The following is a 19,568-nucleotide window of genomic DNA, read 5'->3' on the forward strand; positions in this document are numbered from 1 at the left end:
AATGGAGGCGAAGCGCCTCAAGGAGCCATGTCCGGTGTTTCACGCGATAGTGTCCATTAAAAAATGATGGACACTATTTTCCCGGAACCGGAGCCCGCTGCACAGACGGTTTAAATGTGACGCTTACTTTCCATCCAAGAATACTCAATTGCACTTTCTCTGGATCGACAAAGTAATCGTTATTCATGATGAAAATATCATTCTCAGCTATAACAGAAAGTTCTTGGGCGATTTTGTTCATTAAATCACCTTTTACCGCTTTCTTTTTCGCTGTTAAGTACAGCCTTTTTTCATCATCGACAATCTCATGCTCCTGCATCAGATCATGATATATAATATCTTTGATTCTCTGATTATCGTCATTAATATTTTTGAATGAATGAAAATTAGTCACATCATCAAGCCAGATTTGCCACCCAGTTAACATATCTGTGGGAATTCTAAAAAATGTTTTATCACTAATAATGAGAACTCGCTCAACTGGTGTTTTGAGGAAATCCAGTACTGTATTAATGACATTTTTACCTCTTGGCATTAAATCACTAATCAGTAATTTAGATCTATCAAATTTTTTAGATGTATCTGTTGCAAGTTTCTGTGTGTTTTGTACGATAATAAATTTTTCAGTACTGCCTTTAGTGTTAAGTACCCGATTGATCATATTACATAATGAAGTAGTTTTCCCTGAACCACACTCAGCAGATACATACTTAAACTTGGTAAAAATAGATGTAGGATTAATCATTTGTATACGCTCCATATTGATAAATTTAGAAAGGCCGATTCATGCGAGTGAGTCGGCCTTTTTTTGAGGTGATAGATTAGTTGGTTAACTGGGGGCGGTGTAAATTCTTAAGTTTTACTTTTTGATACCAGTTTTTGTATTTCGTGAGTTTGTTACTTCTTAGCTTCTCTATGTATCCTTTTGGTAATCGCACTTTTAATATGTTACATATTCGTGCTGAGGTCATATCGCTACATAGAATGTTTTCATATTGATCAAAAGTAAGTGATATTTCTGATGAAATTGTTTTTTTACGAACTGATTTATTCAGCGTCTTTCTATTGGTACGTATTTCCCTTTTCTTCAATTGTTATTCTCCATAATTTTTTCTTTTGCTAAGATATTGTTGCAGCCATTTTGTTGCAACAATACTCATATCTGGTGGGGAATTGTTGAAATACATCGCTTCATCATATTCTTCTTCCAGTCTTTTTTGATTAGATAATATTTAATTTTCTAAATTATCTTTTACTTTCATTTTAATACCTATGTGTATAAGATTTGGTTTTCAGATTTTAGTATAGGTCACAAAAAAAACTTGTTTCATGAGAAAATAACAGTTAATTACTGTCTCAACAGATTATTCCTGTTGAAGGTAATTAAATAGCGGTAAGTAATGAATAAAGTAGGGTATCTACTTATTTTTCTAAACATGATTCAAAACTTCATTTGGCGATAATAATGATTAATTCTGTCCATAGTTTCTAACTATAACCGTTTTACATGGGTAAAGAATAATCAAGGTTTTTGTTTTCCTGTGGGGTACAAAATGGGGTACAGGCTGGGGTACTATGCTCAATAGTGAGATTCGTAAAAACAACCTTATACAAACAGGTAAACTTACATAACTCACTAATTAATAAAGAAATGTAATCTACATGACTCGGGGTGCCCTTCTTTGTGAAGGCTGAGAAAAACCCGTATTACCTGATCTGGATAATGCCAGCGTAGGGAAGTCTGATGCCTGACCGCATTCGCCTTCTTGTCCGCCGGTTGGGAGTTCTGATGACACATCAACCGCACCATCTTTCTGATGCGCAATGCGCGCCCATCCTGCAACAGTTTCGCCGTCAGTCACCGCTCGTGCACTGCATGACCAATGATGTGGTGCAAATGCTCACGGCTAATGTCCTGCTTGCTCTGAACGCGTCACCTGCCATGGTCATCGATCGCGAGGAAGCACCGCAGTTCAGCGGTATCGCGGATGCACTGTTAATCAATGTCGGCACATTAACGCACGAACGCCAGCAGGCCATGGCCGCGGCAATCGAGGCGGCTAATCTGGCAGGCACGCCCTGGACGCTGGACCCGGTGGCGGTGGGCGCACTGACGTTGCGTAACCGGTTTTGTCAGCAGGTGCTGATGCAGTCGCCTGCCGTGATTCGCGGCAATGCTTCCGAGATTCTGGCGCTGGCCCAGCAGGCTGACGGCGGACGTGGCGTGGACAGCCAGCACGCCGCCGAAAGCGCCCTGCTGGCCGCCCAACAACTGGCGCGTGAGTATCAAACCTGTGTGGTGGTCACTGGCGAGGTGGATTATGCCACCGACGGAATGCGTACCCTGTCGATTGTCGGCGGATCGCCCTTAATGACGCGGGTGGTCGGCACCGGCTGTGCGCTGTCTGCGGTCGTCGCCGCCTTTGCCAGCCTGCCGGGTGACAGACTGGTCAATATCGCCAGCGCCTGTCGGGTGATGGCACTGGCCGGAGAGAAAGCCGCACAGGCATCAACCGGGCCGGGCAGCTTTGCACCGGCGTTTCTGGACGCGCTCTGGACACTGGAGGCCACCCTGTGAAACGCATCAATGCTTTAACGATTGCCGGTACCGATCCCAGCGGCGGTGCCGGGATTCAGGCCGACCTGAAAACCTTCTCCGCACTGGGCGCTTACGGCACCAGCGTGATTACGGCCCTGGTGGCGCAAAATACCTGTGGCGTACAGTCGGTGTACCGTATTGATCCTGATTTTGTCAGCGCGCAGCTGGATTCCGTTCTTGATGACGTGCGCATCGACAGTGCAAAAATTGGCATGCTGTCCGACGCGGCGATCGTGGAGCGGGTGGCGGCTGGCTTGCAGCGCCGGGCAATCCCGTTTGTGGTGCTGGACACGGTGATGGTGGCCAAGAGCGGCGATGCCTTACTGAGTCCTGATGCCATTGCCTGTGTCCGCGAGCGCCTGTTGCCACAGGTGTCACTGATCACACCTAATCTGCCCGAAGCCGCCGCGCTGCTCGAATGCCGTATGGCCAGCAATGAGAACGAGATGCTGACGCAGGGCGATGCCCTTCTGGCGCTGGGTTGTCAGGCCGTGCTGATGAAGGGTGGACATCTGGATCATGGCGAAAGTCCTGACTGGCTGATCACGCCAGCGGGGCGGCAACGGTTCAGCACGCCTCGGGTGAAGACGCGCCATACGCACGGTACCGGTTGTACGCTGTCTGCTGCGCTGGCGGCCCTGCGTCCACGGCACAGTGACTGGGCGGAGACGGTTAATGAAGCCAAAACCTGGCTACAACAGGCCCTGCTGACAGCCGATTCGCTGGAGGTGGGCCACGGGACTGGACCTGTGCATCATTTTCATCAGTGGTGGTAACGGCTTCGCTCAGCGATTGTACGGCGCGCTACTCAGCCTCGAACCAGTCACGGTTTTGCCTGATCACGGGCGCGAGCGAAAACATCATTGCCTGCAGATGGTGACGCAGGGCGGTTTCTGCCTGGTCCGCATCGCGCGCTTTCAGGGCGGCAAAAACGGCTTCATGTTGTTCGATCAGCGTTTCAGCGGGCGCGACCTGATTCAGGGTGAGATAGCGCACCCGGTCCATCGTCGCCTTGATGTTTTCAATGGTTTCCCATGCCAGCATACAGTCGATGCTCTCCGCAATCAGACGATGGAATTCATCGTCCAGGCTGAAAAACATCTGGCTGTCGCCCCGGGCGGCAGTGATGCGCTGGAGCTGCAGATTATGCTCCAGCGCCATCAGTCCGCGCTGGCTTGTTTCCCGCGCTGCGCGGCGTATCACGGCCAGTTCTACCGCTTCCCGGATAAAGCGTCCATCTTCAACCAGCTTCGCTGAAATCTTACGCACAAAGGTGCCGCGCTGTGGAAGGATTTGTACCAGACCGGCTTCTGCCAGCTTAATGAACGCCTCACGTACCGGCTGGCGAGAGAGATGAAAACGGGCGGAAACCTCTTTTTCCGACAGCAAAGCGCCCGGCTGAATGACGCAGGTGACGATATCTTTGCGTAGATAACGGTAAATCTGCTGATTGACCGGTTCACTTGTCGTGATGGTGTAGGAAAGTGTCATGTTCTGTCCCTGTTAACATTAACCCGATTTCGCCAGCGCGTTAAAACGCCTTAGCCCTGTGCGATGGCCTGTTGCACGGCCGCCCGTGCCCCCACTTTCGTCAACTGTATATAGCAGGCGGAGAGCGCGTCAACAAAGGCTGTATTATCCGCCAGATCCTCGCCGAAAACGGTTTTCAGGCCCAGTAAGGCCCGCACCCGCTCCTGACCTTCCGCACTTTCTGCCACACAGGTGGCCAGCTGGGCTTTAAGTGGGTCACGGATCGCTATAGGTTCGCCTTTTTCATCGACCGCACCGACATAGCGCATCCAGGCGGCAATGCCCAGCAACAGCAGCGGGCAGGGTGTGCCGTTAGCGAGATGCCAGCGCACGCTGTCGAGAAAGCGTTGTGGCAGTTTCTGGGTGCCATCGGTTGCAATCTGGTAAGTGCGGTGTCTGATAGCGCGGTTGGCAAAGCGAGCGATTAAGGCGTCGGCATAAGCCGGTAGATCCACCCCCTGCGTGGTTAACGTCGGCGCCTGTTCGTTAACCATCAGCGCACGTGCAGCCGCCCGGAATGCGTCGTCAGCCATACAATCGCTGATGTGTTCATAACCCGCAAGGTAACCAAGGTACGCCAGAAAGGAGTGGCTGCCATTGAGCATGCGCAACTTCATTTGCTCAAACGGCAGCACATCCTCCACCAGTTCGGCACCGGCCTTGTCCCAGTCAGGTCGGCCACTGACAAAATGGTCTTCAATCACCCACTGAAAGAAAGGTTCAGCCTCAACGGCCACCGGATCGGACGAACCAATACGGGCACGTAACGCGTCAAAGGCGGCCTCATTCATTGCCGGAACAATGCGATCTACCATGGTGGAGGGAAAGGTGATGTTGTGCTGAATATAGTCCGCCAGCGACGCATCATGCTGCCGGGCGAGCTGCGTCACCACATTCCGTGTGACGTGGCCATTTTCAGGCATGTTATCGCAGGACATCACGCTGAAAGGCGCTAAACCCAGATCGCGTCGACGGCGGATGGCGGCGACAATCAATCCGGGCAGCGAGCGGGGCTGTGCGGGGTGCGCCAGGTCATGCACGATATCCGCATGTTGCAGATCGAGATTGCCGCTGGCGGGCAGGTGACAATAGCCTTTTTCCGTCACGGTCATCGACACAATCGCCACGTCCGGCTGGCACAGGGCCGTAATCACGGCATCAATGCCGTCCGTTTTGCCGTGCAGTGCCGCGGTAACCACCCCAATGACCCGGGTTTTCACGGCGTCGTCACTTTTTTCGGTCAACGTATAGAGAAAGTCCTGCTGGCGGAGTGCCTGAATCAGTTCGCCACTGTTAAGGTTAACCTCGCAGATTCCCCAGTCGCTACCCTGTTCGGCCAGTTTATCCGTGCACAAGGCCTGATGAGCGCGATGAAAGGCACCAAAGCCGATATGCACTATACGGGTTTTAAGCTGGCGACGGTCATAGGCGGGCAGATGAACATCCGCAGGAAGGTGATCGATGTGTAGCATAAAGCATCCTTGTGGCAGACGGACGGCAGGCCATGCTGGCATTAAGGATGAAAAATTACGCGTCCCGCTACTACCATACAAGTTGAAGTAGCGGAATTGTGAATGTAATCACGAACTGTTTACATTAAGGCCGGGAGCCAGGGCTCCCGTGAGAATTAACTCAGCAGGGCACACTGCGGCGGCAGGCGGCAGCTTAACGCGCCCGGCATGATATCGATGGTAAATGACTGGCCTGTCAGCGGTTCGCCATCCAGGTTAAAGGTCATTTCATGCGGTGAGCGAATCGTCAGGGACGATAAGCGCGTAGAAACGATGCCGGGATTCTCTTCATCGCCGGTCAGGGAATGCAGCAGGGTAGGCAGCAACTCCTGCGCGGTAACAATGCTGACGTCCAGCAGGCCATCGTTAATCAACGCCGACGGGCATAAACGCTGACCGCCTCCGGCCTGACGACCGTTGCCGATGCCGATGACCAGCGCATCGCCCTGCCAGTTAAAACCGGGCCCGGTAATTTCACAACTGTCCGGTTTAAGCGTGTCCATGCGCATCAACCCATGAATAAAATAGGACACGCCGCCCAGCGCGGATTTGAGTTTTTCCGGCGTCTCGGTCGTAATGCGCGTGCCAAATCCTCCGGTCACCATATTAATAAAATAGTGATGCTGGTTAACGCGGGCGAGGTCGATATCACAGGCTTTACCCTGGATAGCTAGGCGCAAGGCGTGCTCAATCTCTTCAGGAATGCCGACGCTGGTGGCAAAATCGTTCGCTGTGCCCAGCGGCAGAATCCCCAGAACCGGGCGCTCATCCGCGTTGACCGACGCCAGTGCGGTAGCGATTTCGTTGACGGTGCCGTCACCGCCGCCCGCCACTACGGTTTCCGCCTGCAGTTCAAGGGCTTCTTCCACGTAACGCTCACCGTCTCCTTTTTCATACGTCACGCGCACGGCTATGTTAAAGCCCTCGGCGCGCAGCTTCGTGATCGCTTCACGGAGATCGTCATTACCTGCGCCTTTACCATTCAGGATTAGCAGCGTAAGCGATTGTTTGTCCATTATCTGTTCCTTGGAGATCGAAAGCGTAGTTAGTGGTTATAGCATAGCCGGAAGAGAAAAATGATTGGCGAAAGGGAGAAAAAAGAAAACCCGCACGGGGGAGCCGGGCGGGTGAATGAGGTGGATCCAGTTACTGCTGCTGATAATTGTTACTCATTGGTAGCAGGCAGCACTATAGTTCAGTAAAACCGAGCCGTCTGTGATCCTGTTCTTGCTTTTGACAAATTTTGTCAGGCCGTGGCGTGAGCGGCATGCGGATCCTGAGTGTTCTGGCCTGGCGCAAAGTTACGCAGCAGCAAGGCAAACCGCAAATCTACCTCCGGCGGCACTTTCATCCAGACGCGATGCCCGTCTCCCGGGGCCACCTCTGTCGGTTCTCCACGGCTGTTTTGCAGGGCATCAAGGGTGCAGATCAGGTTACCGGACGGCGTCATGATCTCCAGGCTGTCATGCAGAACAAATTTATTCTTTACCCGTACTTCCGCCCAGCCCTCGCGCTGTTCACCGCTGAACTCCCCGACGAACTGCTGGCGCTCTGAGACAGAGTAGCCGGTCTGGTAATTCTGGTAGCTGTCGTGGGTGTGACGACGCAAAAAACCTTCGGTATAGCCGCGATGTGCCAGGCCTTCCAGGGTTTCCAGCAGGGCAGAATCAAACGGTTTACCTGCCGCCGCATCGTCAATGGCTTTGCGATAAACCTGTGCGGTGCGGGCGCAGTAATAATAGGATTTGGTGCGACCTTCGATTTTCAGCGAGTGAACGCCCATCTGGCTCAGGCGCTCGACGTGCGCCACGGCACGCAGATCTTTCGAGTTCATGATGTAGGTGCCGTGTTCATCTTCAAAGGCGCTCATCATTTCGCCGGGTTTCATTTTCTCCTCCAGCAAAAACACCTTGTCGCTGGGTTGCCCAATGCCCAATGTAGGCGTCACGTCCTGTACGCTGACCGGCTGATGAATTTCAACAATGTTGCCGACGTCATCTTGTCTGGCTTCCTGCAACTGATATTCCCAGCGGCAGGCGTTGGTGCAGGTTCCCTGGTTAGGATCGCGTTTATTCATGTAGCCCGACAGCAGACAGCGCCCGGAGTACGCCATACACAGTGCGCCGTGCACAAATACTTCCAGCTCCATGTCCGGCACCTGCTCGCGAATATCGGCGATCTCCTCCAGCGACAGCTCGCGGGATAAAATCACCCGACTTAAGCCCATTTGCTGCCAGAATTTCACCGTTGCCCAGTTTACGGCGTTAGCCTGCACAGATAAGTGGATGGGCATGGCCGGAAACGCCTCACGCACCAGCATGATCAGGCCAGGATCGGACATGATTAACGCGTCGGGCTGCATCTCAATTACCGGCGTTAAGTCGCGAATAAAGGTTTTCAGCTTGGCGTTATGCGGGGCGATATTCACCACCACATAAAACTTTTTACCCAGCGCGTGGGCTTCGTTAATGCCTTTCGCCAGGTTTTCATGGCTGAATTCGTTATTGCGTACCCGCAGGCTGTAGCGCGGCTGGCCGGCATAGACGGCATCGGCCCCATAGGCAAACGCGTAACGCATGTTTTTCAGCGTTCCGGCGGGGGAAAGTAATTCGGGTTTCATGATGTGCTCACTGATGTCAGGTCAGCATGTCGCCTGGGCGACATGTGCAGGGGGAAACCCTGCAAAAGGTGCGGAATTGTAGGCAGGGTGAAAACGGAAGTAAATTGATCTGGGTCAATCTAAATCAACTGGCAGACATCGGCTTCCCAGCGATAGCCCATGCCATATACCGCGCGGATAAAGGGTTGTTCGCTGTCCAGGCTTTCCAGTTTCCTGCGCAGGTTCTTGATATGGCTGTCAATGGTTCGGTCGGTGACAACCCGGTAATCGTCGTAGAGATGGTTTAACAACTGTTCACGGGAGAAGACTTTTCCCGGTTCAAGGGACAGCGTTTTCAGCAGACGAAATTCAGCGGGCGTTAAATCCAGCGGCTCATCACGCCAGCTGGCCTGAAAGCGGCTTTCATGAACTTTCAGCAAAGACGCGACGGGCGCTTCTTCGGGAGATCGCTTCACCCGGCGCAAAATGGTTTTGACCCGCGCTACCACTTCGCGTGGGCTGAATGGCTTGCAGATATAGTCATCCGCACCAATCTCCAGGCCCAGCAGGCGATCGATTTCTTCCGTGCGCGCGGTCACCATAATAATCGGCAAGTCGGAATCACGGCGAATCTCACGGCACAGCGTCAGGCCATCTTTACCCGGCAGCATCAAATCCAGCAGGATAAGATCGGGCGGCGTCTGTTTAACGTAGTCCAGTATCGCGTTGCCGTGCGCCAGATGATGCGTGCGATAGTTAGAAGCCTCAAGGTAATCAATCATCAGCTGTGCCAGCTTGGGTTCATCTTCAACCACAAGGATTAGCGGGTAAGTGTTTTCCCGGTTCATAATCTTCTAAACGGGAGGAACATAACGCAATTGTAGCGCGATTTTCAGCCCACCTAAATCCGCATGCGAGGCGCTGATGCTGCCACCGTGGGCATCAACAATGTTTTTACAGATGGCCAGCCCCAGGCCAGAGCCGCCGCTGGCGCGATTGCGCGAACCTTCTGTGCGGAAAAAACGCTCAAATATTTGTGCCTGTTGATCGCCTTCCACGCCGGGCGCGCTGTCCTCTACGGTGACGTGCCAGTAGGGCGCGTCATACCAGAGCCGCACCCGGACTTCGCCGCCGGCATCGGTGTAACGCAGGCTGTTTTCCAGCAGGTTAATAAACAACTGCATCAGTCGGTCAGGATCGCCAAAAAACGGCGCGTCATCCGGCATGTCGAGCTTCAGGGTTAAATCATGGCTACGGTAGCGCTCGGTAAAATTGCCTGCGCTGATCTCAATAAGCTGCACCAAATCGGTGGCCTGCTTGCGATAGGCCAGTGCGCCGACGTCAGAGAGCGAAAGCTGGTGCAGATCATCCACCAGCTTGGTCAGCAGCGCCACTTCGCTTTGCAGAGAGGTAATCGCGTCTGGCGTGAGTTTACGTACACCATCCTGCATGGCTTCCAGCTCACCGCGCAAAATCGCCAGTGGCGTGCGCAGTTCATGCGAGATGTCGGCCATAAAGGCCCGACGCATACTTTCATTTTTCTCCAGCGAACTGGCCAGCAGGTTAAAGTCATGGGCCAGCTGGCCCAGTTCGTCCTGGCTGTCAACCTTAACCCGTGTGGCTAAATTCCCCGCTGCCAGATGATGCGTACCGTCTACCAGTCTTTTCACCGGTGCCAGCAAGCCCCGCGCCATCAGCCAGGTGACCAGGGCGGCAAGCAGAGTAGAGAGGCCCACGATATACCAGCTGGTTCGTCGCTGCTGCTGATCAAAATTGATATCGGTGCTGCGCGTCAGGCGCTCTGGCGGCGAGCTGATGATCCAGCCCACGACTTTACCATTACTGAGCGTAATATCATGACGTATCCCTTCCGGGGGAACCTGTGAGCGCGGGCCGACCATCACTTTGTAGTGCTGATCGAGTACCCAGAACTGGGTGCGCCAGCCGTGAGGCGGTAACTGGTTACTGCTGTCCGGGTTTTGCTCCAGCGAGCGCAGCATAGAGAAGATCAGCCGGTCGTTATTACGCAGAAAATCCCAGTCGCCATGCTGTTCATACTGATCGGCCAGCGCCGCACCCAGCAAATTCAGCCGCTGTTCATTCCCGCGTTTAATATAGTCGACAAAGCCATGTTCAAAGCTGAGCCGGACGCCCCAGTGCATGGTAATCAGGACCAGCATGCAGGTGGAGAATATGGCCATGAATAATTTGGCACCGATGCCAAAATGCAGGAACGATCTCATTCACTTCTCCGACGTCGCAGATCGACGCTTTTACTCATCTCTTTCGGAACCCGCCAGAACACCAGCGCAGGCAGAATAATGATCAGCGCCATACAGAGATAAACACAGATAAACGCCTGATGGCTTAAACCCTGCTCCCCGGACGTTGCATGACCAAACGCGCCCAGCAGCAGGCACGCCACGGTTACGCCAATACTCATTGAGAGCTGCATGATCATCGATAACAGGCTGTTGCCGCTGGAGGCCAGGTCATCGGGTAGATCCTTGAGCGTCAGCGTGTTCATCGAAGAGAAGCGAATCGCATTCACCATGCCTTGCAGAAACAGCACCAGCGGCAGCATGACTGTCCAGCCGAGCATCGCCACCAGTGGAAACAGCAAGACCACCAGCGCCAGGCCTATTGTTGAACCCACCAGCACGTTGCGATAGCCAAACAGGTTAACAATGCTGACAACCACACGCTTCATGCCCATATTGCCCAGCACCATGGCAATCATCATCAAGCCGGCATGAAACGGGCTGAAGCCCATGCCGATTTGCAAGAACAGCGGCGTCATAAAGGGCAACATGCCGCTGCCGATGCGGCCAGTCAGACTACCGAGTAAGCCAATAGAGAAAATGCGGTTGTCGAACAGCTTCAGGCTGAACAGCGCACTGTCGTTTTGGCGCGCATGCAGCAGATAAAACAGAAGAGAGCCGGTGCCGATGAGGATCATCGCGGCCAGTAACAAGGCAGAGCCGCCGCTACTGCGTTGACCGTCAAGCGCCAGCGTTAACGTAGCCATTCCGTCGGCCAGCAGGACAAACCCGACAAAATCAAAGCGTCGCGGCGGCATCGCGTAGTTCGGCAGTAACTTCAACGTGGCGACGGCACCGATGATGCCGACCGGGATGTTAATCAGGAAAATCCAGTGCCAGCTGGCATATTCCACCAGCACACCGCCCAGTGCGGGCCCCAGCAGCGGCCCAATCTGGCCGGGCAGGGTGACAAAGGTCATCGCAGACATATACTGGTCACGCGGTACAATGCGCATTACCGTCAGCCGTCCTACCGGCACCATCATGGCCCCGCCAATCCCCTGAATCACACGCGCCATGATAAGCTGATTCAGCGTGCCTGACAGGCCGCACAACAGCGATCCCACGCTGAACAGCACAATCGCGCTAAAAAAGATATTTCTCACGCCAAACCGGTCCGCCAGCCAGCCGCTCAGCGGCAGCGTCACCGCCACCGTGAGCACATAGGCCACAATCACCGAATGCATATGCAGTGGGCTCACGCCCAGATCGTGCGCCATGGACGGGATCGCCGTGTTGACGATGGTGGTGTCCAGCGTCTGCATAAAAAAACCAAAGGCAACAATCCACAACTGCCAGCGGACCGTGACGCTCTGCATGATATTTACCCCTTAATGCTGAGTGGCATTCATCCTCTGGGTGCGCGTTTTACGTCGCAGTTTGTCCATCATTAAGTACACCACCGGCGTGGTATACAGCGTGAGGAGCTGGCTCATGATCAAGCCGCCGGCAATGGTGATGCCCAACGGCTGACGCAGCTCGGCGCCGTCTCCGCTGGTCAGCACCAGCGGTAACGCGCCAAACAGGGCCGCCAGCGTGGTCATCAGGATAGGGCGGAAGCGTAACAGGCAGGCCTGGAAAATCGCCTCGCGGGCGCTCAGATTGCCGTTGCATTCTGCGTCAAGCGCAAAGTCGACCATCATGATGGCGTTCTTTTTTACTATCCCGATCAACAACAGAATCCCGATCAAGGCAATCAGGCTGAACGGCGTATCAAACAGCTCCAGCGCCAGCAGGGCACCGACGCCCGCAGACGGCAGCGTCGAAAGAATGGTCAACGGGTGCACATAGCTTTCGTAGAGAATCCCCAGCACGATATAAACTGCCGCAACCGCAGCCAGCATCAACCAGAGTTGACTGCTTTGCGATTGCTGGAACGCCTGTGCGGTGCCGGCAAAGCTGCCGCGCACGCTGGACGGTACGCCAAGCGCCGTCATAGTGCGATCGATCGCCTCGGATGACTGGGAAAGCGACACACCTTCTGGCAGGTTAAAGGAGAGGGTTGACGCGGCAGACAAGCCCTGATGATTAACCGACAGCGGCGCGTTGGCCGGTTGCCATTTGGCGAACCAGGAGAGCGGGATGGGTTTGCCGTCGCTGTTAATCACAAACATCTGATCCAGTGAACTGATGTCCTGGGTATAGCGCGGATCCACTTCCATGACGACCTTGTACTGGTTCAGCGGCTGATAGATGGTGGAAATCTGACGCTGACCAAACGCATCGTTGAGCAACGCATTCGCTTCGGAAACATTAATGCCCAGCCGCGCCATGCTGGCCCGGTCATACGTCAGGGCCATTTCGCTGCCCTGATCCTGCTGATCGGAGTTAACGTCGGCCAGTTCCGGCAGGGCGGTAAAGGCCTGACGGATTTTCGGTTCCCAGGTGCGCAGCGCAGCCAGATCGTCTGTTAACAGAGAATACTGATAGCTGGCGTTGGCTTCGCGACCGCCCACCCGGATATCCTGCACCGCATTAAGATACAGGTTGGCACCGGGCTCCTTTGCCAGCTTGGTACGCAGGCGGGCAATCACCGCCTGTGCATTATCTTTGCGTTCGGACAAGGGTTTCAGGGAGATAAACATCAGGCCCATATTGGTGCGCATGCCGCCGGTAAAGCCCACCACGCTTGAGACATCCGGATCGGCCCCCACGATTTTCATGAAGTCCTGCAACTTACCGCGCATCGCCTGAAACGAAATGCTTTGGTCGGCAGAAATAAAGCCGGACAGGCGGCCGGTATCCTGCTCGGGCAAAAAGGTTTTAGGAATACTGATGAACAGCCACACCGTCAGGGCGACAGTGCCCACGAGCAACAGGATGACCCAGCGCGCATGGTTCAGCACGACGTTCAGAGAGCGGGCATAACCCTGTTGTACCGCCAGCAGCAGGCGGCCAATGCCCCGTCGCCGCGGCTGACTGCGCGGCGCATGGGGTTTCAGCAGGTAAGCACACATCATGGGCGTCAGCGTGATGGACACAAACAGCGAGATCAGAATAGCAACCGACAGGGTGATGGAAAACTCTGCGAAGAAGCGGCCAATCAGTCCGCCTGTCATCAGCAGCGGCAGGAAGACCGCGATCAGCGACAGGCTCATCGACAGCACCGTAAAGCCCACTTCACGCACGCCTTTGAGCGCGGCGGCCAGCGGTTTCATGCCCGATTCAACATGACGGGCAATGTTTTCCAGCACCACAATGGCATCGTCCACGACAAAGCCGGTGGCGATGGTCAGCGCCATCAACGACAGATTGTTCAGGCTAAAGCCGCACAAATACATGGCGGCAAAGGTGCCAATCAGCGAGACCGGCACGGCTGCCGCCGGAATCAGCGTGGCGCGACCTGAGCGCAGGAAAACAAACACCACCAGAATGACCAGGCCAACGGCGATAATAAGCGACTGCTCCACTTCTTCGAGCGACGCGCGGATGGTGGGTGAGCGATCCTGGGCAATCTGCAGATCGATCGCCGTCGGGATGATTTCGTGCAGTTCGGGCAGTTCAGCGCGAATACGATCAACCGTCTCAATCACGTTCGCATCCGCCGTTTTGCGAATCACCAGCAAAACGGCCGGTTTGCCCCGCGACATACCGGCGTTGCGCACATCCTGCACGGAGTCCTCAACGGTGGCGACATCGGACAACCGTACTGCCGCGCCGTTGTTGTATTGCACGATCAGCGGCTGGTATTCCCGGGCAGTTTGTAATGCATCGTTGGTCCGTAACTGCCAGCGCTGTTGCCCGTCTTCCAGCGCGCCCTGCGGACGGCGCTGGTTAGCGTTAGCGATGGTCTGACGCACCGCATCCAGCGACACGCCCTGATTAAATAACGCCTGCGGATTGAGCGCCACGCGCACTGCGGGCAGCGAGCTGCCGCCCACGGTGACATCGCCCACGCCATTAATCTGCGACAGCTTCTGTGCCAGCTGTGTCGACGCATAATCATAAAGCTGGGCTGGCGTGTACAGATCTGACGTCAGCGTCATAATCATGATCGGCGCGTCAGACGGGTTGGCTTTGCGGTAGGTCGGACGCGACGGCATGCCGGTAGGGAGCAGACTCTGCGCCGCGTTAATGGCCGCCTGTACATCACGTGCCGCGCCGTTAATATCACGATTAAAATCGAACACCATAATAATGCGGGTCGAGCCCAGCGAACTGGTCGAGGTCATTTCACTGACGCCTGCAATTCGGCCCAGCGATCGCTCCAGCGGCGTGGCGACCGAAGACGCCATCGTTTCGGGCGAGGCTCCTGGCAGGGATGCTGACACCATAATGACCGGAAAATCCACCTGCGGCAGCGGCGCCACCGGCAGCAGGCGGAAGCCCAGAATGCCCGCCAGCGCAATGGCCAGCGTCAGTAGCGTCGTGGCGACCGGACGATGGATAAACAAAGCAAAAAACTTCACGGCTGCGCCTCCGTCTGACCCAGGCGACGACGCAGGTTATGCGCCAGGCGGTCAAACAGCAGGTAGATTACCGGCGTGGTAAACAGCGTCAGAATCTGGCTCAGAATCAGGCCGCCGACCATGGCGATCCCCAGCGGCTGCCTCAGCTCTGCACCCACGCCAGTGCTGAGCATCAGCGGTAATGCACCCAGCAGGGCGGCCAGCGTCGTCATCAGAATCGGTCGGAAACGCAGCAGGCAGGCCTGATAAATCGCATCATAGGGCTTCATGCCCTGTTCACGTTCCGCCGCTAACGCGAAGTCGATCATCATAATGGCGTTCTTTTTCACAATACCAATGAGCAGAATGATGCCGATGATGGCAACAATATCCAGCTCATTCCCACTTATCATCAGCGCCAGCAGCGCACCGACGCCCGCCGTGGGCAACGTGGAGAGAATGGTGATGGGATGGATAAAGCTCTCATACAGCACGCCGAGCACGATATACATCGCCACGACTGCCGCCACAATCAGCCAGACGGTACTGGTCAGGGCAGCCTCGAAAGCCAGCGTGCTGCCCTGGAACTGCGTCATCACCTCTGACGGCATCCCCAGTTCCGTCTCTGCCTGGTTGATCGCTTTGGTCGCATCTTCCAGCGAATAGCCCTTCGCCACATTGAAAGAGAAGGTGGCGGAGGGGAACTGACTCAGGTGGTTAATCGTTAAAGGCGCATGGCGCTGGGCAATGCTGGCGATCGCGCTCAACGGCACGCTGCCACCGTCAGTGCTGTTCAGACGAATACCGTCCAGGCTTTGCAGGCCCGGCATGGTGCTGTTGTCCTGTTCCAGCACCACGCGGTACTGATTCGCCTGGGTATAAATCGTGGAGATCAGCCGCTGACCAAAGGCGTCATACAGCGCGTTATCTACGTCCGCCATGCTGATGCCCAGCCGGCTGGCACTGTCGCGGTCCACTTTGATATAGGCTTCCAGCCCCTGGTCCTGCCAGTCACTGCTGACGTCACGTAGCGCAGGGTGTTTCTGCAGGGCGTTAAGCAGGGCAGGGACCCAGGTGCTGAGCGAATCCAGCGAACCGGACTGCAGAGTAAACTGATACGGCGTACGGCTGGCCTGGGTGTCAATTGTCAGGTCCTGCACCGCCTGCAACCACAAGGTGACGCCAGGAATTTTGCTGATCTGCGCTTGCAGCCGCTGCTGAATCTCCGGAATACGCTCGCTGCGCATATCCAGCGGTTTGAGGTTAATCTGCAACCGGGCGCTGTTGAGTGACGGATTGGTGCCGTCCACGCCCACGAACGAGGTCAGAATCTGCACAGCCGGATCTTTCATAATCACAGAGGCAACATCGCGTGTCCGCTCCGCCATACTGGCATAGGATACCGACTGCGGTGCCTCCAGCGTCCCCTGAATAATGCCGTTGTCCTGCTGCGGAAAGAAACCTTTCGGAATGGCCATCCACAGCAAAACCGTCAGCAGCAATGTGCCGAGCGCCACGGACAGCGTCAGCCAGGGGTGATTCAGCACCCGGCGCAGCCCACGACCATAAACGGCAATGATGCGATCGAACATCGCTTCGCTGGCACGGGAAAAGCGGTTCTGCTTACGCAGTGACTCGGCGCTCAGAATGCGGGCACACATCATCGGCGTCAGGGTGAGCGAGACCACCGCCGAGATCAGAATTGCCACCGCCAGCGTCACCGCAAATTCGCGAAACAGGCGACCAATCACGTCGCCCATGAACAGCAGCGGAATCAATACCGCAATCAGTGAAAACGTTAACGAAATAATGGTAAAGCCAATTTCGCCTGCCCCTTTCAGGGCCGCTGTCATCGGCTTTTCCCCTTTTTCGATATAGCGCGAGATATTCTCAATCACCACGATGGCATCGTCCACCACAAAGCCTGTGGCGATGGTCAGCGCCATCAGCGTCAGATTATTGATGGAAAAGCCCAGGAAATACATTGCCGCAAAGGTGCCAATAAGCGACAGCGGAACAGCCACGGCCGGAATGATGGTCGCGGGCACATTACGCAAGAACAGGTAGATGATCATCACCACGAGCGCCATTGCCAGCATCAGCTCATGCTGCGTATCGGTGACGGACGCGCGGATATTGGTGGTGCGATCGGTGACCAGTTTCACATCGACGGATTTGGGCAGGCTGGCAATCAGCCCGGGCAGCATGGCGCGAATATTGTCGGCGGTTGCAATAATATTGGCACCCGGCTGGCGCTGCACATTCAGTACGATGGCGGGTTCACGGTTAGACCAGGCACCCAGCCAGCTGTTTTCGGCACCCTGTTCAATCGTGGCCACATCGGCCAGCCGCACTGGCGCGCCATTTTTATAACTGACGATCAGCTGGCGGTAATCCTCGACCGATTTCATCTGATCGTTGGCTGACAGCGTAACCGAGCGGGTCGGACCATCAAGACTGCCTTTCGCGGAATTTACGTTGGCGTTGGTGATCGCCGTACGCACCATTTCGCTGGTCAGGCCCATAGAGGCTAATGCCTGGGTGTTCATCTTAACGCGCACCGCGGGACGCTGGCCGCCGGTCAACGTGACCAGGCCAACGCCGGTCACCTGGGAAATTTTCTGCGCGACGCGTGTTTCCACCATGTCCTGTACCTGGGTTAAGGGCATGCTGGTGGTGGTGACGGCGAGCGTCATGATGGGCGGATCCGCCGGGTTAACTTTGCTGTAAACCGGCGGATTCGGCAAATCGCTGGGCAGCAGGTTAGAGGCAGAGTTAATCGCCGCCTGCACTTCCTGTTCTGCGACATCGAGCGGCAGCGAGAGCTGGAACTGCAGCGTCACCACCGAGGCGCCGCCAGAACTTTGCGAGGCCATCTGCTTAAGACCGGACATCTGACCGAACTGACGTTCAAGAGGCGCTGTAATCGACGACGTCACCAAATCCGGACTGGCACCGGGATACAGGGTAACAACCTGAATGGTCGGATAGTCCACTTCGGGTAACGCTGACACCGGCAAAAAGCGGTAACCCAGAATCCCCGCCAGCAGAATAGCAATCATCAGTAACGTCGTCGCGACCGGGCGCAGAATAAACTGGCGTGACGGTCCTCCGCTGCGGTCAGGAGGCATAACCTGCATTACTCTGACTCTCCTTTGGATGGCAAGCTGGCGCGGCTCTGTTTAGTTGCACTGCTCTGTGCTGCAACCACTTCCACTTTTGCCCCCTCTGTCAGGCGGTCAAGGCCATCCGTTACCACGCGGTCGCCCGCGCTCAGTCCGGCATTGATGACCACTTTCTGACTGTCCTGGAAACCGGCGGTCACGGTTTTCTTACTCACCTTATCTTCGCTGTTAATCACCCAGACAAAGTGGCCTTCGTTGCCCATCTGTAACGCGGCTACCGGAATCACGACGGCATCCTGCAACGTATTCACCTTCAGCCGGGCGTTGACGAACTGATTAGGGAAAAGCAGGTCATCCTGATTATCAAAACGCGCTTTGATTTTAATGGTCCCTGTCGTGACGTCGATCTGGTTATCCAGGCTGAGCAGTTTTCCGCGCGCAATCAGATGTTGATTGCTGCGGTCCCAGGCTTCCACCAGCAACGGTTCGCCACTTTTCTGCGCCTGCATGATCTGGCTGATATTGTTTTCGGCGACGCTAAAGACGACATCCACCGGATGCGTCTGAGTAATCACCACCAGACCATTGGTATCACCGCTGGTAATGTAGTTGCCAATATCAACCTGCTTCAGGCCGACGCGACCCGCAATCGGGGACGTAATTCGGCTGTAAGTCAGGTTCAGTTGTGCGCTGGCAACGCTGCCTTCGTCGGCCTTAATCGTGCCCAGGGTTTCACTGACCAGCGCGTTTTGCGTATCCAGATCCTGCTGGGATACCAGCGAGGTTTTCTCCAGCTTCTGGTAACGGGCTAAATCACGGCGGGCGTTCGCAAGCGTAGCCTGATCGCGCGCCAGCTGGCCTTGAGCCTGCATCAGGGCGACCTGATGGGGACGCGGATCGATCTCTGCCAGCAGATCGCCGGCTTTGACCTGCTGGCCTTCCGTGAAATGGATGGCCACCAGGTTACCATCTACCCGGCTGCGTACCGTTACGGTATTGGCTGCGGTCACCGTACCCAAACCGCTAAGGTATTGCGGCACACTTTCCGTTACAGCGCTGGCAGCCTGCACGGGCGCAAGCGGTTTATGTCCACCGTTGCCTCTTTTGCCGTGTTCTGACTGGCTGGATGTTTCGTTGCCTGCGGGTTGGGCTGGATGCTTCCACCAGTAATAACCGCCTGCAGCAGCGGCAATAACCACCGCTAAAATCAGGCCTTTTTTCATTCCAGGATGTCGGTTGTTCATTGTTATTGTTGCTCTCCAGCGATATCGTTCCAGGACGCGGGCATAAACGTTAGCCTGCAAACCACGAATTGTAGTCGTCCCTGCGGGTAAAAATTTGAAGGAATTAAGGATATCTGTCAGCGCACCGTAAGTATGTCGGTTTTTTGAAAAAACGGCGTTGGCAAAGAGTCAGATTTGATGTGAAACAAGGCGGACTACGCTGACCACAGCGCGCCGGATCATATCCTGCCTGACCAGGAAATACAGGATTA

Annotated in this window: 13 protein-coding genes and 1 riboswitch; of the genes, 2 read left to right on the forward strand and 11 right to left on the reverse strand. The window is 55.0% G+C overall.

From position 1 onward, the window contains the following. Nucleotides 1-73: 73 nt before the first annotated feature. The gene (locus tag F7Q90_RS11185; protein WP_167387059.1) at nucleotides 74-745 is read right to left on the reverse strand and encodes a DEAD/DEAH box helicase family protein; all 672 of its coding nucleotides are present in this window, start codon (nucleotides 743-745) and stop codon (nucleotides 74-76) included. A gap of 913 nt (nucleotides 746-1,658) precedes the next feature. Next, nucleotides 1,659-1,755: riboswitch (TPP riboswitch) on the forward strand. A 34-nt stretch (nucleotides 1,756-1,789) separates the two neighbouring features. Here F7Q90_RS11185 and thiM point away from each other — a divergent pair. Both thiM and thiD read left to right on the forward strand, forming a co-directional pair. Continuing rightward, nucleotides 1,790-2,578, forward strand: coding sequence for a hydroxyethylthiazole kinase (thiM, locus tag F7Q90_RS11190; RefSeq protein ID WP_006119896.1), 789 nt, complete (start codon nucleotides 1,790-1,792; stop codon nucleotides 2,576-2,578). Beyond that, nucleotides 2,575-3,375 carry a bifunctional hydroxymethylpyrimidine kinase/phosphomethylpyrimidine kinase gene (gene thiD / locus F7Q90_RS11195; protein WP_006119895.1) on the forward strand — a complete coding sequence of 267 codons (801 nt, stop codon included), beginning with the start codon at nucleotides 2,575-2,577 and terminating at the stop codon, nucleotides 3,373-3,375. Before thiM ends, thiD begins: the two co-directional genes overlap by 4 nt. Nucleotides 3,376-3,403: 28 nt before the next feature. Here thiD and F7Q90_RS11200 read toward each other — a convergent pair whose 3' ends face one another. From F7Q90_RS11200 to F7Q90_RS11245, 10 genes are all read right to left on the reverse strand, one after another. Next, nucleotides 3,404-4,090, reverse strand: a complete 687-nt coding sequence (locus F7Q90_RS11200) for a GntR family transcriptional regulator (RefSeq protein ID WP_006119893.1) — start codon at nucleotides 4,088-4,090, stop codon at nucleotides 3,404-3,406. Between the two features lie 50 nt (nucleotides 4,091-4,140). After that, a complete protein-coding gene (locus F7Q90_RS11205; protein WP_044242198.1) occupies nucleotides 4,141-5,601 on the reverse strand; it encodes a mannitol dehydrogenase family protein in 1,461 nt (486 codons plus the stop codon). A 155-nt stretch (nucleotides 5,602-5,756) separates the two neighbouring features. Beyond that, nucleotides 5,757-6,656, reverse strand: coding sequence for a lipid kinase YegS (yegS, locus tag F7Q90_RS11210; RefSeq protein WP_006119890.1), 900 nt, complete (start codon nucleotides 6,654-6,656; stop codon nucleotides 5,757-5,759). A gap of 230 nt (nucleotides 6,657-6,886) precedes the next feature. Then, nucleotides 6,887-8,263, reverse strand: a complete 1,377-nt coding sequence (trhP, locus tag F7Q90_RS11215) for a prephenate-dependent tRNA uridine(34) hydroxylase TrhP (RefSeq protein WP_033740520.1) — start codon at nucleotides 8,261-8,263, stop codon at nucleotides 6,887-6,889. A 116-nt stretch (nucleotides 8,264-8,379) separates the two neighbouring features. Continuing rightward, a complete protein-coding gene (gene baeR, locus F7Q90_RS11220) occupies nucleotides 8,380-9,087 on the reverse strand; it encodes an envelope stress response regulator BaeR (RefSeq protein WP_006119888.1) in 708 nt (235 codons plus the stop codon). 6 nt (nucleotides 9,088-9,093) lie between these two features. After that, a complete protein-coding gene (baeS, locus tag F7Q90_RS11225; RefSeq protein WP_006119887.1) occupies nucleotides 9,094-10,482 on the reverse strand; it encodes an envelope stress sensor histidine kinase BaeS in 1,389 nt (462 codons plus the stop codon). Beyond that, the gene (gene mdtD, locus F7Q90_RS11230; RefSeq protein WP_006119886.1) at nucleotides 10,479-11,879 is read right to left on the reverse strand and encodes a multidrug transporter subunit MdtD; all 1,401 of its coding nucleotides are present in this window, start codon (nucleotides 11,877-11,879) and stop codon (nucleotides 10,479-10,481) included. The genes baeS and mdtD overlap by 4 nt, the downstream gene beginning before the upstream one ends. A 12-nt stretch (nucleotides 11,880-11,891) precedes the next feature. Next, nucleotides 11,892-14,969, reverse strand: coding sequence for a multidrug efflux RND transporter permease subunit MdtC (gene mdtC / locus F7Q90_RS11235; RefSeq protein WP_006119885.1), 3,078 nt, complete (start codon nucleotides 14,967-14,969; stop codon nucleotides 11,892-11,894). Beyond that, nucleotides 14,966-18,088 (reverse strand): MdtB/MuxB family multidrug efflux RND transporter permease subunit, encoded by a 3,123-nt coding sequence (locus tag F7Q90_RS11240; RefSeq protein ID WP_006119884.1) that lies wholly within the window; start codon nucleotides 18,086-18,088, stop codon nucleotides 14,966-14,968. Before F7Q90_RS11240 ends, mdtC begins: the two co-directional genes overlap by 4 nt. After that, nucleotides 18,088-19,317 carry an MdtA/MuxA family multidrug efflux RND transporter periplasmic adaptor subunit gene (locus F7Q90_RS11245; protein ID WP_006119883.1) on the reverse strand — a complete coding sequence of 410 codons (1,230 nt, stop codon included), beginning with the start codon at nucleotides 19,315-19,317 and terminating at the stop codon, nucleotides 18,088-18,090. The genes F7Q90_RS11240 and F7Q90_RS11245 overlap by 1 nt, the downstream gene beginning before the upstream one ends. Between the last annotated feature and the right edge of the window lie 251 nt (nucleotides 19,318-19,568).

This window comes from Pantoea stewartii subsp. stewartii, from assembly GCF_008801695.1.
GTDB lineage: Bacteria > Pseudomonadota > Gammaproteobacteria > Enterobacterales > Enterobacteriaceae > Pantoea > Pantoea stewartii.

What these genes read in the sequence shown, in the direction of transcription:
- F7Q90_RS11185 (WP_167387059.1), bottom strand. Translation starts at nt 745, where the DNA reads ATGATTAATCCTACATCTATTTTTACCAAGTTTAAGTATGTATCTGCT.
- mdtD (WP_006119886.1), bottom strand. Translation starts at nt 11,879, where the DNA reads ATGCAGAGCGTCACGGTCCGCTGGCAGTTGTGGATTGTTGCCTTTGGT.
- F7Q90_RS11240 (WP_006119884.1), bottom strand. Translation starts at nt 18,088, where the DNA reads ATGCAGGTTATGCCTCCTGACCGCAGCGGAGGACCGTCACGCCAGTTT.
- F7Q90_RS11205 (WP_044242198.1), bottom strand. Translation starts at nt 5,601, where the DNA reads ATGCTACACATCGATCACCTTCCTGCGGATGTTCATCTGCCCGCCTAT.
- thiM (WP_006119896.1), top strand. Translation starts at nt 1,790, where the DNA reads ATGACACATCAACCGCACCATCTTTCTGATGCGCAATGCGCGCCCATC.
- F7Q90_RS11245 (WP_006119883.1), bottom strand. Translation starts at nt 19,317, where the DNA reads ATGAACAACCGACATCCTGGAATGAAAAAAGGCCTGATTTTAGCGGTG.
- baeR (WP_006119888.1), bottom strand. Translation starts at nt 9,087, where the DNA reads ATGAACCGGGAAAACACTTACCCGCTAATCCTTGTGGTTGAAGATGAA.
- baeS (WP_006119887.1), bottom strand. Translation starts at nt 10,482, where the DNA reads ATGAGATCGTTCCTGCATTTTGGCATCGGTGCCAAATTATTCATGGCC.
- yegS (WP_006119890.1), bottom strand. Translation starts at nt 6,656, where the DNA reads ATGGACAAACAATCGCTTACGCTGCTAATCCTGAATGGTAAAGGCGCA.
- F7Q90_RS11200 (WP_006119893.1), bottom strand. Translation starts at nt 4,090, where the DNA reads ATGACACTTTCCTACACCATCACGACAAGTGAACCGGTCAATCAGCAG.